Here is a 15,855-nt window from a genome sequence, read left to right as displayed (position 1 = left end):
CCACCATGCCATTCACGCAAGAACATTCAGAAGACATCCAGTTGCTGGAGGATGCCGCGCACCGATTCATCCAAACCGAAGTTCAGCCTCACCTGGAAGCGTGGGAAGAGGCGGGCCAATTTCCGCGCAGCCTGTATGCGCGTGCTGCCGAGCTGGGCTGGCTGGGCATGGGCTACCCTGAGGAACTGGGTGGCACCCCCACACCGTGGGCGGTGCGCAATGCCATGACCATTGCGCTGGCCCGAACCGGTGGCAGTGGTGGCTTGCTGGCCAGCCTGTTCAGTCACAACATTGGCATGCCGCCATTGCTGCGCCATGGCAGCAAAGAATTACAAGCCCGGATCATTCCCGACGTGCTGGCCGGTCGCAAAATATCGGCCCTGTGTATTACCGAACCCGGTGGTGGCACGGACGTGTCGGCCCTGAAGACCACGGCCCGTCGGGAAGGTGCCGACTACGTGGTGGATGGTGAAAAGACTTTCATCACCTCCGGTACGCGGGCCGACTGGCTGACCGTTGCGGTACGCACCGACCTGCAGAACAAAGGGCCCATGGGCATCTCCATGTTGATGATTCCGGGGGATGCGCCAGGCGTTTCACGCAGCCCGCTCAAGAAGATGGGTTGGCTGTGCTCTGACACCGCCCACATCCGCTTTGATGGGGTGCGCGTGCCGGCTGCCAATCTGGTGGGCGAGGAGGGGTCCGGTTTCAAGATCATCCTCACCAATTTCAATGGCGAGCGTCTGGCCATGTCGGCCTTGGCGCTGGGTTTTGCCGAATGCTGCTATGACGAAGCCCTGAGCTGGGCACGTCAGCGCAAGACCTTTGGCATGGCCCTGGTGGACCACCAGGTCATTCGCCACAAGCTCATGGACATGAAAATGCGCATCGAATCCACCCGGGCTTGGCTTAATGCCGTGACCGCACGGGCAGATGCAGGTGACCGTGGCGACAAGTCAGCCAAGGGGGCAGAGTGGGTGGCGCAGGTGTGCCTATTGAAAAACCATGCCACGCAAACCATGCAATTCTGTGCCGATCAAGGTGTGCAGATTTTGGGCGGCATGGGTTTCATGCGCGGCACTGCATGCGAGCGCATCTACCGGGAGGTCAAGGTCATGATGATTGGAGGCGGGGCTGAAGAGATCATGAAAGAGTTGGCGTCCCGTCAGTTGGGCCTGTGAGAATCCGCTAATGACCGCCAAACCCAAACACACCGAAAAAGCCCCTGCACCTGTGCGAGAGTTCGAACCCGAATTCATAATCAATCTGAAAAAGATCTTTGAAGAAATGATTGTTTTCAACCAGGTGCTTGGGCTGCGTATTACCCAAATAGCGCCGGAGCAGGTGCGTGCCCAAATCGCCATGAAGCCGGAACTGGTGGGCCACTTCGCCTACAACCGCCTGCACGGTGGCGTCATCAGCGCCAGCCTGGACGCAATGGGCGGGCTGGCTGTTATGGCGGCCATTGGAGCGCGCCACATGGATGAGCCACCCATGCAGCGCCTGCACCGCTTTGCCAAGCTGGGAACTATCGATCTGCGCATCGACTACCTGCGCCCCGGCATTGGCGAACTGTTTGAGTTGCGGGCCGAGGTTATGCGCCTGGGCTCCCGGGTGGCCTCCACCCGGATGGAATTTTTGGGCGCTGACGGTAAACTGTTGTCCACCGGATCCGGCGCCTATATTCTTTCCTGAAAGCCCAGGCTAAGCGCCTACTTCTTGGCTGGTGCAGCTGCCGTGCTGCCAAAGTAGTCCGACACCGTCTTCCACTTGCCGTCCTGGATTTGCGACAGGCGGGATGCATCACTGCCCAGGCGTTTGGTAGCCGTGAAGGTCTGCACCGCACCACCAAAGAAGTCTGGCTGAATGGTCATGCTGTCCATCACCTTGATGAAACTGTTGGTGTTCAGGTCCTTGCCAGCGCGCCCTGCGGCGGTGGCAAAACTGGTGATGATGGTGTAGCCATAGACCGAGAATACGGTTGGATCTTCATTGAACTTGGTCTTGTACTTGCTGGCCCAAAAACGGATCGGTTGAGAGGCCTCGTCCAGGTAGGGGTTTTGCACGGTCATGGTGGCGTACAGGCCGTCCATCGCTTTGCCGCCCAGTTTGTGGATCAGGTCGGTGTAAGCCGCGCTGGAGCCCAAAAAGACCGGGTTGTAACCCAACTTGCGGGCGGTGCCGATGGTGCCAATGGTTTCGCGAATGATGGTGCCCAAAACGACCATTTCGCATCCACCCGCCTGCAGTTTCTGCACCTGAGACGAGAAGTCGGTTGCCCCGCGCTTATACGAGGTACGTTCAGCAAACTCCATGCCGATGGACTTGAGGCCAGCCTCACCACCGCGCAGCACTTCCAGGCCAAAATCATCATCCTGGTACAGGGTGCAGACCTTCTTGATCCCTTTCTCTTTGACCAGTTTGGGAACCGCATTGCGCATCTGGTCGTAATAGGTGGCGGCGTACGAGTATTTGAGCCGGTTGAAGGGTTCGTACATTTCACGCGCAGCAGTGATTGGGAAGAAGTTGATCACGTTCTTCTCAAACTGCACGGGCATGGCGGCCATGTTCTGCGCAGTGCCGATGTGGCCCACCATCATGAAAATCTTGTCCTGGTTGACCAGCTTTTGCGCGGCCAGCACGGCCTTCTTGGGGTCATAGCCCGAGTCTTCGACAATGAGCTTGATCTTGCGTCCGTTGATGCCACCCTGCTCGTTGACTTCGTCCACCGCCAGCAGCATGCCCAGGCGTGCCTGTTTGCCAAAGCCGGCCAGTGGTCCAGACAGATCCTGTATGGACCCGAGCACAATTTCGTCCTTGCTTACACCTTGCTGGGCTCCCGCCACGCTGGCGGCCAGGGCCAAGGCAGTGAGGGTCAGTGCGGTTTTCAATTTCATGGTCTATCTCCAGGTTGATAGCCGGTTGGCCGGCTTGTTTACGTGAACAATACTCTCTTTTACTGGTTGTTGTAATCGCTCACAATTTTCCAGCGTCCATCTTGCACTTGGGCCATGCGCGAGTCGTCGCTACCCAAGCGGCGCGTGGGAGAGAATTTGAGCGCAGGGGAGCCAAACATGTCGCCCGGAATCTTCATGACTTCCATGGCGCGGATAAATTTGCTGGTGTTGGGGCGCTCACCTGCATCGCGCATGGCGTTGGCAAACGCATTGATGGTGGTGTAGCCGAACACAGATATGGTGGATGGGTCTTCGTTGAACTGTGTTTTGTACTTGCTGGCCCAGCGACGTACCGCTGGCGAAGGGTCGTCCATGTAGGGAATCTGCGCTGTCATGGTGGCGTAGAGACCATCCATACCCTTGCCACCCAGTTTGGGAATCAGGTCAGTGTAGGCAGCGCTGGACCCCAGGAAGATGGGGTTGAAGCCCATCTTTCGAGCGGTTGCGATAGTGCCCACCGTTTCGCGAATGATGGTGCCCAAAACCACCATCTCGCAACCGCTGGCCTGCATCTTGGCCACTTGAGAAGAAAAATCGGTGGCGCCGCGCTTGAACGATGCTTTGTCCGTTAGTACCATCTGCCGGGCCTTGAGGCCGTCTTCCGCGCCGTGAAGTACTTCCAAGCCAAAGTCGTCATCCTGGTAGATCGCGCAGACCTTGGTTACGTTGTTCTGGCGCATTAGCCTAGGAAGGGACAGGTGAATCTGCTCGTAATAGGTGGACAGGGTGGAAAACTTGAGCCGATGAAAAGGCTCGTACATGGAGCGCGCCGCCGTGAGGGGAAAGAAGTTGATGATGTCCTTCTCGAACTGCACCGGCATGGCTGCCTCGTTCTGCGCGGTGCCAATGTGACCAACCATCATGAAAATCTTGTCCTGGTTGACCAGCTTTTGCGCGGCCAGCACGGCCTTCTTGGGGTCGTAGGCGGAGTCCTCTATCAGCAGTTTGATCTTGCGGCCATGGATGCCGCCGGTTTCGTTGATCTCTTCAAGCGCCATTTGCATGCCGTTGCGGGCTTGCTTGCCGTAGCCTGCGAGTGGCCCGGACAGGTCCTGAATGCTGCCGATAAGAATTTCGTTCTTGCTGATGCCTTGCGGCAGTGTTTGTGCGGTGCACAGCACGCTTGCCATCGCAAGGGCTGTGAGGAGTAGGGGTGTTTTGAGTGTCATAGTGTCGATTCAAATGGAGGAATGTGGTTGATCAGCCATACATGGCTTCGATCTGGTTCGCGTACTTTTTCTCCACCAGCTTGCGCTTGAGTTTCATGGTGGGGGTGAGTTCTTCGTCCTCGGCGGTTAACTGGGTTTCCAGCAGGAAAAACTTTTTGAGTTGTTCAACACGGGCAAACTTTTGGTTCACACGGTCCAGCTCCGATTGGATCAGTGCCTGCACTTCTGCGCTTCGAGTTAGAGATGCGTAGTTGCTAAAGGGTACGTCGGCATCTTGTGCAAACTTTTCCACGTTTTCCTGGTCGATCATGATGATGACGGTCAGGTAGGGACGCTTGTCGCCGATGACCACCGCGTCGGTGATGTAGGGCGAAAACTTGAGATCGTTTTCCAGCTCGCTGGGCGTAACGTTTTTGCCTCCGGCCGTAATGATGATGTCCTTCATGCGATCGGTAATGCGGAAATAACCATCCGCATCGACCAAGCCCACGTCGCCGGTGTGCAGCCATCCCTCTGGGTCGATGGCTTCTGCGGTTTTTTCAGGCAGGTTCAGGTAACCGGCAAATACGTTCTTGCCGCGCACCAAAATCTCGCCAGTGATGGGGTCCAGACGCACCTCGTTGTAGGCGGCAGCTGGCCCAATGGAGCCGGGTTTCATCTTGCCCGCAGGCACTCCGGTGGAGGCGCCACAGGTTTCGGTCATGCCCCATACCTCCAGCATGGGCAATCCCAGGGCCATGTACCAGCGCACCAGGTCGGGTGAAATGGGCGCTGCGCCAGTCACCAGGAAGCGCGCGCGGTGAATGCCGATGAGCTTGCGCACGTTGTTCAGCACCAGCCACTGGGCCAGCCTGAACTGAATCTTGAGCCAGGCACTCACGGGCTGGTCGGACAGGACGCAGTTGGCAATGGTGGTGCCCACGCCAATGCCCCAGGCATAGGCTGCTTGCTGTAGCGCGCCGGACTCTTTGAGCGAGATCATCACACCCGAGTAGAACTTTTCCCAGACACGGGGCACGGCGGTGAAAACCGTGGGTGCAATCTCGCGCACGTTTTCGGGAATGGTCTCGGGGTTCTCGACAAAATTAAGTTTGGAGCCGGTGTACAGGGCGAAGTACTCACCACCCATGCGTTCGGCAATGTGACACAGGGGCAAAAAGCACATGCGCTCATCGCGCTCGTCTTGCGCCACCAGGGTGTTGTAGCCGTGTACGGTAAAGACCAGCCCCTGGTGCAGATGCATGGCACCCTTGGGGCGGCCTGTAGTGCCCGAGGTGTAGACCAGGATGGCCAGGTCCTCGGGCTTGCAGCCTGCCACGCGCTGCTGCAGTGCCCCCGCGTTTTGGCGGGCGTAGTCGCGGCCCAGCGCGCGCAGGGCATCAAGGCTGATCACGTCCGGGTCATTCAGGCTGCGCAGGCCTTTCATGTTGAACACCACAATCTTGCGCAGACCGGGCAATTGGGCGCGCACTTCCAGCGCCTTGTCCAACTGCTCATCGTCTTCGACAAACAGGATGGTGGTGCGCGAGTCATCGCACAGGTACTGCACCTGGGATGCGGCATCTGTTGGGTAGATGCCATTGGAGACGCCGCCAGCAGACAGAACAGCCAAATCGGCCAGCACCCATTCGACCACGGTGTTGGCCAGGATCGAGGCACAGTCGCCCTTGGCAAAGCCCAGGCTCAAAAGGCCGTTGCCAATTTCTGCTACGGCATCCCCGGTTTGCTGCCAGGTCCAACTGCGCCAAAGGCCCAGGTGCTTTTGGCGCATCCACACATGGGACGCGCGTTGGCTGACGGCATTCCAGAAAATGGCAGGAATGGTGTCACCCGGCATCACGATGGTGTTGCAGGATTGGATGGACCGTGTATCCCAGAGTTGGCTCATTCTTGTCTATCTCCAGGTCTTCTTTTTCTTCCAGCGCCGCTCGCCGCGCACACCGTCTTCCTTGAGCCCCAGGTAGAACTCCTTGATGTCGTCCTTCTCCCGCAGGTGCGCACAGGTGTCTTCCATGACGATGCGGCCGTTCTCCAGCACGTAGCCGTAGTCTGAAGCGTTGAGTGCCATGTTGGCGTTTTGCTCCACCAGCAAAATGGTGGTGCCGTGTTCGCGGTTGATGCGCACCACGATCTCAAAAATTTCTTTCGTCAGCTTGGGCGAAAGGCCCAGGCTGGGCTCGTCCAGCAGGATCAGGTCGGGGTTGGCCATCAGGGCGCGCGAGATGGACAGCATTTGCTGCTGACCGCCCGACAACAAACCGGCATCCTGGTGCGCGCGCTCTTGCAATATGGGGAAGTAGCCGTACACGGTTTCCATGTCGCGGGCCACGCCGTCGCGGTCGGAGCGGGTGTAGGCGCCCATCAGCAAGTTGTCGCGCACGCTGAGTAGCGGAAACACTTCACGGCCTTCCGGCACATGGCTCAGGCCTTGCTGCACGATGAAGGCGGGGTCCCGTGCGGTGATGTCTTCGCCTTTGAACTCGATGGAGCCTTTACGCGGATCGATGATGCCCGATATGGTTTTGAGGATGGTGGTTTTGCCTGCGCCATTGGAGCCCAGCACCGTGGCAATTTCACTGCGACGCACCTGCAGGCTCACGCCGCGAATGGCTTTGATCGGGCCGTAAGCGCTCTCGACGTTGAGGAGCTTGAGCACCGGTTGGTCGCTGATGGGTGGGGGTGCTGTGCTCATGCTGCTGTGCGCTCCGCCGGGCGCGCTTCGGTAGGGCTATTGACCTTGCGACGCAGAGATGAGACATCGTCGATGGAGCCCAGGTAGGCCTCAATCACACCGGGGTCGTTTTGCACCTCGCGCGGCGTTCCCATGGCCAGCATTTCGCCCTGGTTCATGGCCAACACCCGGTCGGATACTTTGGAAACGAGGCTCATGTCATGCTCCACCATCAGCACGGTAATGCCCAGCTCTTGCTGGATGTCCTGAATCCAGAACGCCATGTCATCTGTTTCCTCCACGTTCAGACCGCTGGAGGGTTCGTCCAGCAGCAGCAGTTTGGGTTCGGTGCACAGTGCGCGCGCCAGTTCCACCACTTTGCGCACGCCATAGGGCAGACCAGCCACAAAGGTGTCGCGGTAGTGCTGCAGGCCCAGGAATTCGATCACTTCCTCGGCCTTCTCGCGGGCTTTTAGTTCGGCTTCGCGCACCCGGGGCGTAAAGAAGAGGTCTTGCAAAACGTTGCTGGCGCGGTGCGTATGGCGACCGATCAGCAGGTTGTGCAGCACGGAGGCGTGCTCGAACAGTTCAATGTTCTGGAAGGTGCGTGCTATGCCCAGCGAGGCCACGCTCTGCGGTGGTTGTTGGGTAAGGGTAATGCGACCCTTGGGACCCAGGTAGCGAATCTCGCCCTGGGTGGGCGTGTAGATGCGGCTGATGAGGTTGAACACCGTGGTTTTGCCCGCGCCATTGGGGCCGATCAGGGTGAAGACTTCGCCCTGTCGGACATCAAAGCTCACCTTGTTGACGGCCAACACGCCGCCAAAGCGTACGGTCAGATCCTTGGCTGAAAGAAGGGTGTCTTGCATCATTTCAACCTGTCGGACTTCTGGAAGGACTTTTGGCGTTTGAACATGCCCTTGCGGTAGAACGGGAACATCTGCAGGTAGGTGCGGACCTTCAACCAGCGCCCGTACAGGCCCATGGGCTCGAACATGACAAAGCCAATCAGCACCAGGCCATATACCAATCCCTGCAATCCAGGCGCCTGGCCGACCGCGGCGGGCAAGAAATCTTTGACTTGGGCGATGACCTGCGGCATGGCAATCAGGAAGATGGCGCCGAGAAAGGCGCCATGCACGGAGCCCGCGCCCCCGATGACGATCATCAACAACAGGTCAATGGATTGCAGAATGTTGAACTGGTCCGGCGAAATGAACTGCAGGTTGTGGGCATACAGTGCACCCGCCACGCCCGCCAGCGCAGCTGAAATGGCAAACGACAGGGTCTTGTAGTAGGCCAGATGGATGCCCATGCTCTGGGCTGAAATTTCGGAGTCGCGGATGGCCACAAAAGCCCGCCCGGTTGGGGAGCGCAGCACGTTCAAAATGCTCAGCGTAGCGATGACCGTGACAACCAGGCATAGAAAGTAGAACTGGTTGCCGGTCTCCAGCACCCAGCCAAAAATGTCGGGCTTCTTGATGTGGATGCCGGCGTTGCCACCGGTGACGGATTCCCAGCGCGCAAGCACCTCTTCCACAATGAAACCAAAGGACAGTGTGGCGATCCCAAGGTAAATGCCCTTGACCCGCAAGGCTGGCAGACCCACCACCACTCCCACAGCCGCCGACAGGCCCGCAGCACAGGCCATCGCGATAGGAAAGGGGACTCCAGCATTGGTCATCACCGCTTGGGTGTAGGCACCCACCCCCAGGAACGCGGCATGGCCCATGGAGAACTGACCGGTAAAACCAGCCAGCAGCATCAGACCCAGGCCGGCAATGGAATAAATCAGCACCAGCGTGAGTTGGGCCAGCCAGTACTCGGCAAACAGCCAGGGTGCCGCAAACATCAGCAGCATCAGCGCGCTGTACCAGAACACGTGCCCGCCGTGCTTGGCCAGCTTGATGTCTTGCGCGTAATCGGTCTTGAAGATGAATCGCATGTCAGACCTTCTTGCGCAGCGTTTCGCCGAACAAGCCGTTGGGTTTGACCATCAGCATCACCAGCACCACGATGTAGGGGGCTGTGTCTTTGAACCCATCGGGCAAATAGAACCCGGAGAGTGACTCCACAATGCCAATCACGAGCCCGCCCACGATCGCGCCGGGCAGGCTTCCAAAGCCGCCCACCACGGCGGCCGGGAAGGCCTTGAGCCCGATAAAACCCATGTTGGCGTGCACAAACGTAATGGGCGCCAGCAGCAGCCCGGCAATCGCGGCGACTGCGGCAGCCAAGCCCCAGGCAATACCGTTGAGTCGTTGCACCGGAATGCCCATGTAATACGCGGCCAACTGGTTTTGCGAAGCGGCCTGCATGGCAATGCCCAGTTTGCTATAGCGAAACAGTGCAAACAACAGTACGCACAGCACAGCGGTGGCACCAATTACCACCATGTGTTCCACGTTGAGCACCAACGCACCCACGCCGAATTCATTGCCGCCTATTTTCCAGATTTCGTCCTTGTAGGGCACGGGCAGGGCTTGTGTGTCGGTGCCAATGCCGGGCACCATGGTGATGGCACCGCGCGCCGCATAGCCAATGCCAATGGTCAGCATCACGACGGAGAATGCCGGCTGCCCAAGGATGGGGCGTATGACGGTACGCTCCAGCACCACGCCAAAGACGGCCATGGAAGCAATCGCACTGATCACCGCCAACCAGTAGGGAAAACCCAGTACGGTCATGCCCACCAGGCCGGCAAAGGCGCCCAGCATCATCAATTCGCCTTGTGCAAAGCTGACGGTTTCGGTGGCCTTGTAGATCAGCACGAAGCCCAGTGCAATCAGCCCATAAATGCACCCCTGCGCAATTCCGCTGATGACCAGTTGAAGAAACAGCACGACATCTCCTGTTGTTGCGTAGCTGCCCGTTTATAGTGGCTGCAGCCGCAATCGCGCGCAGGGTTTGTACCGACGCCCTGTCAGTTGAGCGACATGACAACCAGGAAATGTTCCATGATCGACGCAGTCACCCTCTCACACCACGGCGCCATCACCGTAGTTACCCTAGACCGCCCAGATGTGCGCAACGCGGTGGACGCCGATACGGCGCGTCAGTTGTACGAAGCTTTTGTTGCGTTTGATGCCGACCCTGTTGCCCGGGTGGCGATCTTCCATGGTGCGCATGGGCATTTTTGCGCTGGTTGGGATTTACAGGCCGGGGCCCGGATGGCGCAACAGGTGCCCGGCGGGCCCGATCCGTTTGCGGCACTGAACTTTTTCCCCTCCGATGCGCAACCATTGGGCCCCATGGGGCCGTCGCGTCTGTTGCTGTCCAAGCCAGTGATTGCTGCTATCAGTGGTGCGGCCGTGGCTGGCGGCATGGAGTTGGCATTGTGGTGCGATATGCGGGTGATGGAAGCGGACGCCTACTTCGGTGTGTTTTGCCGCCGCTTTGGTGTACCGCTCATCGACGGCGGCACCGTGCGCCTGCCACGTCTGATTGGCATGGGCCACGCCATGGACCTGATCCTGACCGGGCGCAGGGTGGACGCACCAGAGGCCCTGCAAATGGGACTGTGCAATCGTGTGGTGCCCAGCGGCACCGCACTGGAAGCGGCGATGGCATTGGCCGAACAATTGGCTGCGTTTCCGCAAGGCACCATGCTGGCCGACCGTGCCAGTGCCTATGCGCAGTGGGATTTGTCCATGCCCGAAGCCCTGCACCAAGAGTGGCTGCGCGGCAAGCGCTGCATTGCATCAGGGCTGGAGGGGGCGGTCCGATTTGCCGAAGGCGCGGGACGGAACGGAAAGTTTTAACAAAACTAGCCGCTAGCCCTCGTGAAATATACGTAAGTCGCTATTAAAGTGATAGTAATCTGGAGAAACTGCGTTCTTACGGTTTCGGAATTTCCCTTGGCTTGCCATCGTCATCAATCGCTACATACGTCACCGACGCCTCGGTCACCTTGACATACTGACCCTGGCTGTGAAAACGTTCGGCGTAGACCTCCACCTTTACCGTGATGGAGGTGCGCCCAATGCGGCTGACCTTGGAGAAAAAGCTCAAAATATCGCCCACCCGCACCGGCTGTTTGAAGATAAATTCGTTCACTGCCACTGTGGCCATGCGGCCCTGGGTGTATCGCGCGGGGATCACCGAGCCGGCCAGGTCGACCTGGGCCATGACCCAGCCGCCAAAGATATCGCCGTTGGCATTGCAGTCGGCAGGCATGGGAATAACCTTGAGGACCAGTTCCTCGTTGGTGGGCAATTGGATGCCAGTGGGGCTTGAATTGGTAGACATAGGCACAATCCTAACCTGTTGGCGCTGCCAAAAAATCACCCGCTCTACCCGATACGACCCCAAGCCGACCCCGCCCCCACGAAAGTAGACGACTCCATGCGAACCCACGGCGCACCCACCACCCTTGCACCCGCGCCCGACAACGGCACGGCACCACGCTCCGACTGGTCCACCCTCAAGCGTCTGTTCCCCTATTTGTGGACTTACAAGTGGCGGGTGGTTGGTGCAGTGGTGTTTATGGTGGGTGCCAAGCTGACCAATGTGGGTGTTCCGCTGCTGCTCAAAACCCTGGTCGACGCCATGAATTTCAAGCCGGGCGATGCCGCTAGCCTGTTGGTGGTGCCGGTGGGCTTGCTTTTGGCCTACGGAGCATTGCGCCTGTCGACCACAATTTTTACCGAGTTGCGTGAACTGGTGTTTGCCAAGGCCACGCAGGGGGCGGCGCGCAGCATTGCCCTGCAAACCTTTGAGCACTTGCACGCGCTGAGCCTGCGTTTTCACCTGGAGCGCCAGACCGGCGGCATGTCGCGCGACATTGAACGGGGTGTGCGTGCCATCGAGTCGTTGGTGTCGTTTTCAATGTTCAACATCATTGCCACGTTGGTCGAGGTGGTGTTGGTGCTGTCCATTTTGGGTGTCAAGTTTGATGCCTGGTTTGCCTGGATTACGCTGGCCGCGCTGGGCTTGTACATCACGTTTACCGTCTTGATTACTGAGTGGCGCACCAAGTTTCGCCGCGAAGCCAACGAATTTGACTCCGCCGCCCATTCCAAGGCGATTGATTCGCTGTTGAACTACGAGACGGTCAAATACTTCAACAACGAAGGTTTTGAGGCCAGGCGCTATGACGAAAGCCTGGAGCGCCTGCGCAAAGCGCGGCTCAAGAGCCAGACGACGCTGTCAATGCTCAACATCGGGCAGCAGTTGATCATTGCCATTGGTCTGGTGGCCATGCTGTGGCGTGCCACCCAGGGTGTCGTGGACGGACGTATGACATTGGGTGACCTGGTCATGGTCAATGCCTTCATGATCCAGCTCTATATTCCGCTGAACTTTTTGGGCGTGATTTACCGCGAAATCAAGCAAAGCCTGACCGATCTGGACAAGATGTTCCGCCTGATGGAGCGCGAGCGTGAAATCGCCGACGTGCCCGGTGCCCAGCCGCTGCAGCTCACGCAAGATACGCCGCTGGCATTTGAAAACGTGAGCTTTGCCTACGACACCAGTGCGAACGGTGGCCGCCCCATTCTGCACAACGTCAGTTTCACAATCCCTGCCGGCAAGACGGTTGCAGTCGTGGGTCCATCGGGCGCTGGCAAGTCCACGCTGGCGCGGTTGCTGTTCCGCTTTTATGACGTGAGCAATCCGCAAGACGGCGGACGCATCCTTATCAACGGGCAAGATATCAAACAGGTCACCCAGTCCAGCGTGCGCCAGGCCATTGGCATCGTGCCGCAGGACACGGTGCTGTTCAACGATACGGTGGAATACAACATTGCCTATGGCAAGCCCGGCGCCACACGCGCCGAGGTAGAAGATGCCGCCGCTTCGGCCCACATCCACGCCTTCATCGCCGCCACGCCCAAGGGCTACGGAACGATGGTGGGCGAGCGCGGGCTCAAGCTGTCGGGCGGCGAGAAGCAGCGCGTGGCCATAGCGCGCACACTGCTCAAGAACCCCCCCATTCTGATTTTTGATGAAGCTACATCGGCCCTGGACTCGGCCAACGAGCGCGCCATTCAGGCCGAACTGCAAAGTGTGGCCCGCAACAAGACCACCCTGGTGATTGCCCACCGGCTCTCCACCGTGGTGGACGCCCACGAAATACTGGTCATGGACGGCGGGCGCATCGTTGAGCGTGGCAACCATGCCGCACTGTTGGCAGCACAGGGCCGCTACGCGCAGATGTGGGCGTTGCAGCAGCAGGGCGGCGATTAACACCGACTGCAGTGAACCGTTTCATGCATTCCGCGCATAATTTGGGCCATGGAAACCAAATGGCTTGAAGATTTCGTCTCGCTGGCTGAAACGCACAGCTTCAGCAGGTCCGCACAACTGCGTCATGTCACCCAGCCGGCGTTCTCTCGGCGCATCCAGTCTCTGGAAGCCTGGGCTGGTACTGATCTGGTCGACCGCAGCAGTTACCCCACGCGGCTGACCCCGGCAGGTGAGACGTTGTACGACCAGTCCATGGAAGTCTTGCAGGCCCTGCAAAGCACCCGCGCCATGCTGCGCGGCCACACTTCGGCGGCGCAGGACGTGGTCGAATTTGCGGTACCGCACACCCTGGCGTTCACATTTTTCCCGGCTTGGGTATCATCCCTGCGCGAAACTTTTGGCCCCATCAAGAGCCGGCTGATTGCGCTCAACGTGCACGATGCGGTGATGCGCATGGTGGAGGGCAGTTGCGACCTGTTGATTGCCTACTACCATCCATCACAGCCCTTTCAGCTGGACGCCGCGCGGTACGAAATGGTGAGTTTGGGTGAAGAGGTGCTGGCACCCTACTCCAAGCCCGACAGCAATGGCGCGCCGATGTTCCAGTTGCCCGGCCGGGTGGGCCAGCCGCTGCCTTACCTGGGCTATGCGCCCGGCGCCTACCTGGGGCAGATGGTGGAATTGATCCTCAAGCAGTCCAACACGGCCAATCACTTTGACCGCGTGTACGAGACTGATATGGCCGAAGGCCTGAAAGCCATGGCCCTCGAAGGCCACGGTATTGCGTTTCTTCCGCACAGCGCAGTTAAAAAAGAACTACGCGCCAAGCGACTGGTGAGCGCCCTGCCGCCCAATACCAAAGGTATGGAGATCACCATGGACGTGCGCGTCTACCGCGAAAAGCCGAACCTGAAGGAAACCACGCGTCATGGCGTGGCTGCCGGCCGTGGCACTGCGGCGCCCAAGCGCAATGCCCAGGCGCTGTGGGACTATCTGGTGGCCCAGGCTGCGCGCAACAAATAATTTAACCTTGCCCATGAACGAACTGATCCTGACCCGCCCGGATGACTGGCACCTGCACGTGCGCGATGGCGCAGCCCTGCATACCGTGGTGCCGCACACCGCCGCCCAGTTTGGCCGTGCCATCATCATGCCCAACCTCAAGCCACCAGTCACCACGGCCGAGCAGGCGCTGGCATACAAGGCGCGCATCCAGGCCGCAGTGCCGGCAGGGGTGGCCTTTGAGCCGCTGATGACGCTGTACCTCACCGACAACCTGCCTGCCGACGAGATAGCACGGGCCAAGGATGCAGGCGTGGTCGCCGTCAAGCTCTACCCCGCTGGCGCCACCACCAATAGCGACGCCGGCGTGACCGACCTGCGCAACACCTACAAAACCCTGGGAGCCATGCAAAAGGCGGGTTTGCCGTTGTTGGTGCATGGCGAGGTAACCTCACCCGACATTGATCTGTTTGACCGTGAGGCGGTATTCATCGACACGCAACTGATCCCCTTGCGCCGCGATTTTCCCGAGCTAAAAATCGTGTTTGAACACATCACCACCCGAGAGGCTGCGCAGTACGTGCAGTCAGCCGATCGCTTCACGGCAGCCACCATCACCGCGCACCACTTGCTCTACAACCGCAACGCCATCTTCACCGGCGGCATTCGCCCGCATTACTACTGCCTGCCGGTGTTGAAGCGCGAAACCCACCGCCAAGCCCTGGTGAAGGCCGCCACCAGTGGCAGCGCCAAATTCTTCCTGGGCACCGACAGCGCCCCGCACGCGGTGCACCTGAAAGAGCACGCCACCGGCTGCGCCGGCTGCTACACCGCGTTCAACGCGATGGAGCTGTACGCCCAGGCCTTTGACGCAGCCGGCGCGCTGGACCAGCTGGAAGGCTTTGCGGCCTTCCATGGCGCCGACTTCTACGGGCTGCCGCGCAACACCGGCACCATCACCCTGCGCCGCGAAAGCTGGACCGTACCCGTGAGCTTTGCCTTTGGCGAGGCGCAACTCAAGCCGCTGGGTGGAGGCGAAGTGTTGTCGTGGAGACTGGTCTAGAGACGATCAACTGGCAGACTCCCTGGCTGGCTCCGTATGTGGAGCCGGGTCAAAATTGGCCCAGCAGGTGGCCGCTGGCCAGTCCAGCGCTGAGGCGCTCAATTCGGCCCTGGCGCTCTATCCCGCGCCGGTGCGCTTTGTGCCACAAGCCAATCTGCCGGCTGGCATGGCCTATGAAAGCTATATTTTTGATAGCGGCTTGTGTCCTACCCGCGAGGGCTTGCACGACTTTTTCAATGGAATAGCCTGGCTGACCTTCCCGCAAACCAAGCGCCGCCTGAACTACCTGCACTTGGCCCAGATTGCGCAGACTGGCATTCAGCCCGTGCGCGGCCCGGCGCGCGATGGCCTGACTGTGTTTGATGAGAATGCCGCCTTCTTTCTGGGGCCGGATGTGTTGTGGGATGCCTTGGTAGCCAAAGACTGGCAGCGCCTGTTTGTGGACTTGCGCGCCCAGTGGGAGCAGGTGCAGTTGGTGCTGTTTGGCCATGCCCTGCTGGAGAAGCTGGTTCACCCGCGAAAACCCATTACAGCCCACGTCTACCGTACGCAGGCCGCTACCAAAGCAATAGCGGATATGGATGCCTGGATGGCTGCCGACCTGAGTGCGGAGAAGCTCGCTGCCAAACCCTTTGCCCACTTGCCAGTGCTGGGCGTGCCTGGGTGGTGGCCGCAGAATGAAGACCCGGCGTTTTACGCCGACACCAGCGTGTTTCGTGCGCCGCGAAGTCCCTAGGTGTTACGGGTTTTTTGACCCTTGGCGCCATTGAATTGGCGCATTTCGACCTTACCATTGGTGCAATCCGT

15 protein-coding genes are annotated in these 15,855 nt (G+C 59.2%); 7 read left to right on the top strand and 8 right to left on the bottom strand.

Features of this window, described 5'->3' with window-relative positions:
• Nucleotides 1-5 precede the first annotated feature (5 nt).
• Both IPI80_RS01990 and IPI80_RS01985 read left to right on the top strand, forming a co-directional pair.
• Nucleotides 6-1,181 (top strand): acyl-CoA dehydrogenase family protein, encoded by a 1,176-nt coding sequence (locus IPI80_RS01990; RefSeq protein ID WP_413856647.1) that lies wholly within the window; start codon nt 6-8, stop codon nt 1,179-1,181.
• A 10-nt stretch (nt 1,182-1,191) separates the two neighbouring features.
• Nucleotides 1,192-1,695 carry a thioesterase family protein gene (locus tag IPI80_RS01985; RefSeq protein ID WP_413856645.1) on the top strand — a complete coding sequence of 168 codons (504 nt, stop codon included), beginning with the start codon at nt 1,192-1,194 and terminating at the stop codon, nt 1,693-1,695.
• 17 nt (nt 1,696-1,712) lie between these two features.
• On the opposite strand, the gene IPI80_RS01980 is transcribed toward IPI80_RS01985, so the two are convergent.
• From IPI80_RS01980 to IPI80_RS01950, 7 genes are read right to left on the bottom strand one after another with little or no spacing between them, the layout of a single operon-like run.
• Nucleotides 1,713-2,897, bottom strand: a complete 1,185-nt coding sequence (locus IPI80_RS01980; protein ID WP_413856643.1) for an ABC transporter substrate-binding protein — start codon at nt 2,895-2,897, stop codon at nt 1,713-1,715.
• 59 nt (nt 2,898-2,956) lie between these two features.
• Entirely contained in the window at nt 2,957-4,126 is a 1,170-nt protein-coding gene (locus IPI80_RS01975; protein WP_413856641.1) for an ABC transporter substrate-binding protein, read from the bottom strand.
• Nucleotides 4,127-4,157: 31 nt separating this feature from the next.
• Entirely contained in the window at nt 4,158-6,014 is a 1,857-nt protein-coding gene (locus tag IPI80_RS01970; RefSeq protein ID WP_413856639.1) for an AMP-dependent synthetase/ligase, read from the bottom strand.
• Nucleotides 6,015-6,020: 6 nt separating this feature from the next.
• Nucleotides 6,021-6,818, bottom strand: coding sequence for an ABC transporter ATP-binding protein (locus tag IPI80_RS01965; RefSeq protein ID WP_413856637.1), 798 nt, complete (start codon nt 6,816-6,818; stop codon nt 6,021-6,023).
• On the bottom strand, nt 6,815-7,669 hold the full coding sequence (locus IPI80_RS01960; RefSeq protein ID WP_413856635.1) for an ABC transporter ATP-binding protein: 855 nt from the start codon (nt 7,667-7,669) through the stop codon (nt 6,815-6,817). Before IPI80_RS01960 ends, IPI80_RS01965 begins: the two co-directional genes overlap by 4 nt.
• Nucleotides 7,666-8,742 carry a branched-chain amino acid ABC transporter permease gene (locus tag IPI80_RS01955; RefSeq protein ID WP_413856633.1) on the bottom strand — a complete coding sequence of 359 codons (1,077 nt, stop codon included), beginning with the start codon at nt 8,740-8,742 and terminating at the stop codon, nt 7,666-7,668. Before IPI80_RS01955 ends, IPI80_RS01960 begins: the two co-directional genes overlap by 4 nt.
• Nucleotide 8,743: 1 nt before the next feature.
• Nucleotides 8,744-9,640 carry a branched-chain amino acid ABC transporter permease gene (locus IPI80_RS01950; protein ID WP_413856631.1) on the bottom strand — a complete coding sequence of 299 codons (897 nt, stop codon included), beginning with the start codon at nt 9,638-9,640 and terminating at the stop codon, nt 8,744-8,746.
• 114 nt (nt 9,641-9,754) lie between these two features.
• Between IPI80_RS01950 and IPI80_RS01945 the strand changes: the two genes are divergently transcribed.
• Nucleotides 9,755-10,558, top strand: coding sequence for a crotonase/enoyl-CoA hydratase family protein (locus IPI80_RS01945; RefSeq protein WP_413856629.1), 804 nt, complete (start codon nt 9,755-9,757; stop codon nt 10,556-10,558).
• A gap of 76 nt (nt 10,559-10,634) precedes the next feature.
• Here IPI80_RS01945 and IPI80_RS01940 read toward each other — a convergent pair whose 3' ends face one another.
• Nucleotides 10,635-11,045, bottom strand: coding sequence for an acyl-CoA thioesterase (locus IPI80_RS01940; RefSeq protein ID WP_413856627.1), 411 nt, complete (start codon nt 11,043-11,045; stop codon nt 10,635-10,637).
• Between the two features lie 96 nt (nt 11,046-11,141).
• Here IPI80_RS01940 and IPI80_RS01935 point away from each other — a divergent pair, with 96 nt between their 5' ends.
• Genes IPI80_RS01935 through IPI80_RS01920 form a run of 4 tightly spaced genes read left to right on the top strand, consistent with a single transcriptional unit; the run spans nt 11,142 to nt 15,784 of the window.
• Complete coding sequence (locus tag IPI80_RS01935) at nt 11,142-12,983, top strand: ABCB family ABC transporter ATP-binding protein/permease (RefSeq protein ID WP_413856625.1); 1,842 nt, start codon at nt 11,142-11,144, stop codon at nt 12,981-12,983.
• Nucleotides 12,984-13,031: 48 nt separating this feature from the next.
• The gene (locus IPI80_RS01930; RefSeq protein WP_413856623.1) at nt 13,032-14,006 is read left to right on the top strand and encodes a LysR family transcriptional regulator; all 975 of its coding nucleotides are present in this window, start codon (nt 13,032-13,034) and stop codon (nt 14,004-14,006) included.
• Nucleotides 14,007-14,019: 13 nt separating this feature from the next.
• The gene (gene pyrC, locus IPI80_RS01925) at nt 14,020-15,048 is read left to right on the top strand and encodes a dihydroorotase (RefSeq protein WP_413856621.1); all 1,029 of its coding nucleotides are present in this window, start codon (nt 14,020-14,022) and stop codon (nt 15,046-15,048) included.
• 55 nt (nt 15,049-15,103) lie between these two features.
• Nucleotides 15,104-15,784 (top strand): DUF3025 domain-containing protein, encoded by a 681-nt coding sequence (locus tag IPI80_RS01920; RefSeq protein ID WP_413856619.1) that lies wholly within the window; start codon nt 15,104-15,106, stop codon nt 15,782-15,784.
• The last annotated feature ends 71 nt before the right edge of the window (nt 15,785-15,855 follow it).

The organism is Candidatus Aalborgicola defluviihabitans, assembly GCF_016705985.1.
Classification (GTDB): domain Bacteria; phylum Pseudomonadota; class Gammaproteobacteria; order Burkholderiales; family Burkholderiaceae_C; genus Allorhodoferax; species Allorhodoferax defluviihabitans.
This window is presented reverse-complemented; position numbering and strand designations above follow the sequence as displayed.

Coding starts and splice junctions, on each gene's coding strand:
- IPI80_RS01980 (WP_413856643.1), bottom strand. CDS start 2,897: ATGAAATTGAAAACCGCACTGACCCTCACTGCCTTGGCCCTGGCCGCC.
- IPI80_RS01985 (WP_413856645.1), top strand. CDS start 1,192: ATGACCGCCAAACCCAAACACACCGAAAAAGCCCCTGCACCTGTGCGA.
- IPI80_RS01965 (WP_413856637.1), bottom strand. CDS start 6,818: ATGAGCACAGCACCCCCACCCATCAGCGACCAACCGGTGCTCAAGCTC.
- IPI80_RS01940 (WP_413856627.1), bottom strand. CDS start 11,045: ATGTCTACCAATTCAAGCCCCACTGGCATCCAATTGCCCACCAACGAG.
- IPI80_RS01975 (WP_413856641.1), bottom strand. CDS start 4,126: ATGACACTCAAAACACCCCTACTCCTCACAGCCCTTGCGATGGCAAGC.
- IPI80_RS01960 (WP_413856635.1), bottom strand. CDS start 7,669: ATGATGCAAGACACCCTTCTTTCAGCCAAGGATCTGACCGTACGCTTT.
- IPI80_RS01945 (WP_413856629.1), top strand. CDS start 9,755: ATGATCGACGCAGTCACCCTCTCACACCACGGCGCCATCACCGTAGTT.
- IPI80_RS01990 (WP_413856647.1), top strand. CDS start 6: ATGCCATTCACGCAAGAACATTCAGAAGACATCCAGTTGCTGGAGGAT.
- pyrC (WP_413856621.1), top strand. CDS start 14,020: ATGAACGAACTGATCCTGACCCGCCCGGATGACTGGCACCTGCACGTG.
- IPI80_RS01935 (WP_413856625.1), top strand. CDS start 11,142: ATGCGAACCCACGGCGCACCCACCACCCTTGCACCCGCGCCCGACAAC.
- IPI80_RS01930 (WP_413856623.1), top strand. CDS start 13,032: ATGGAAACCAAATGGCTTGAAGATTTCGTCTCGCTGGCTGAAACGCAC.
- IPI80_RS01955 (WP_413856633.1), bottom strand. CDS start 8,742: ATGCGATTCATCTTCAAGACCGATTACGCGCAAGACATCAAGCTGGCC.
- IPI80_RS01970 (WP_413856639.1), bottom strand. CDS start 6,014: ATGAGCCAACTCTGGGATACACGGTCCATCCAATCCTGCAACACCATC.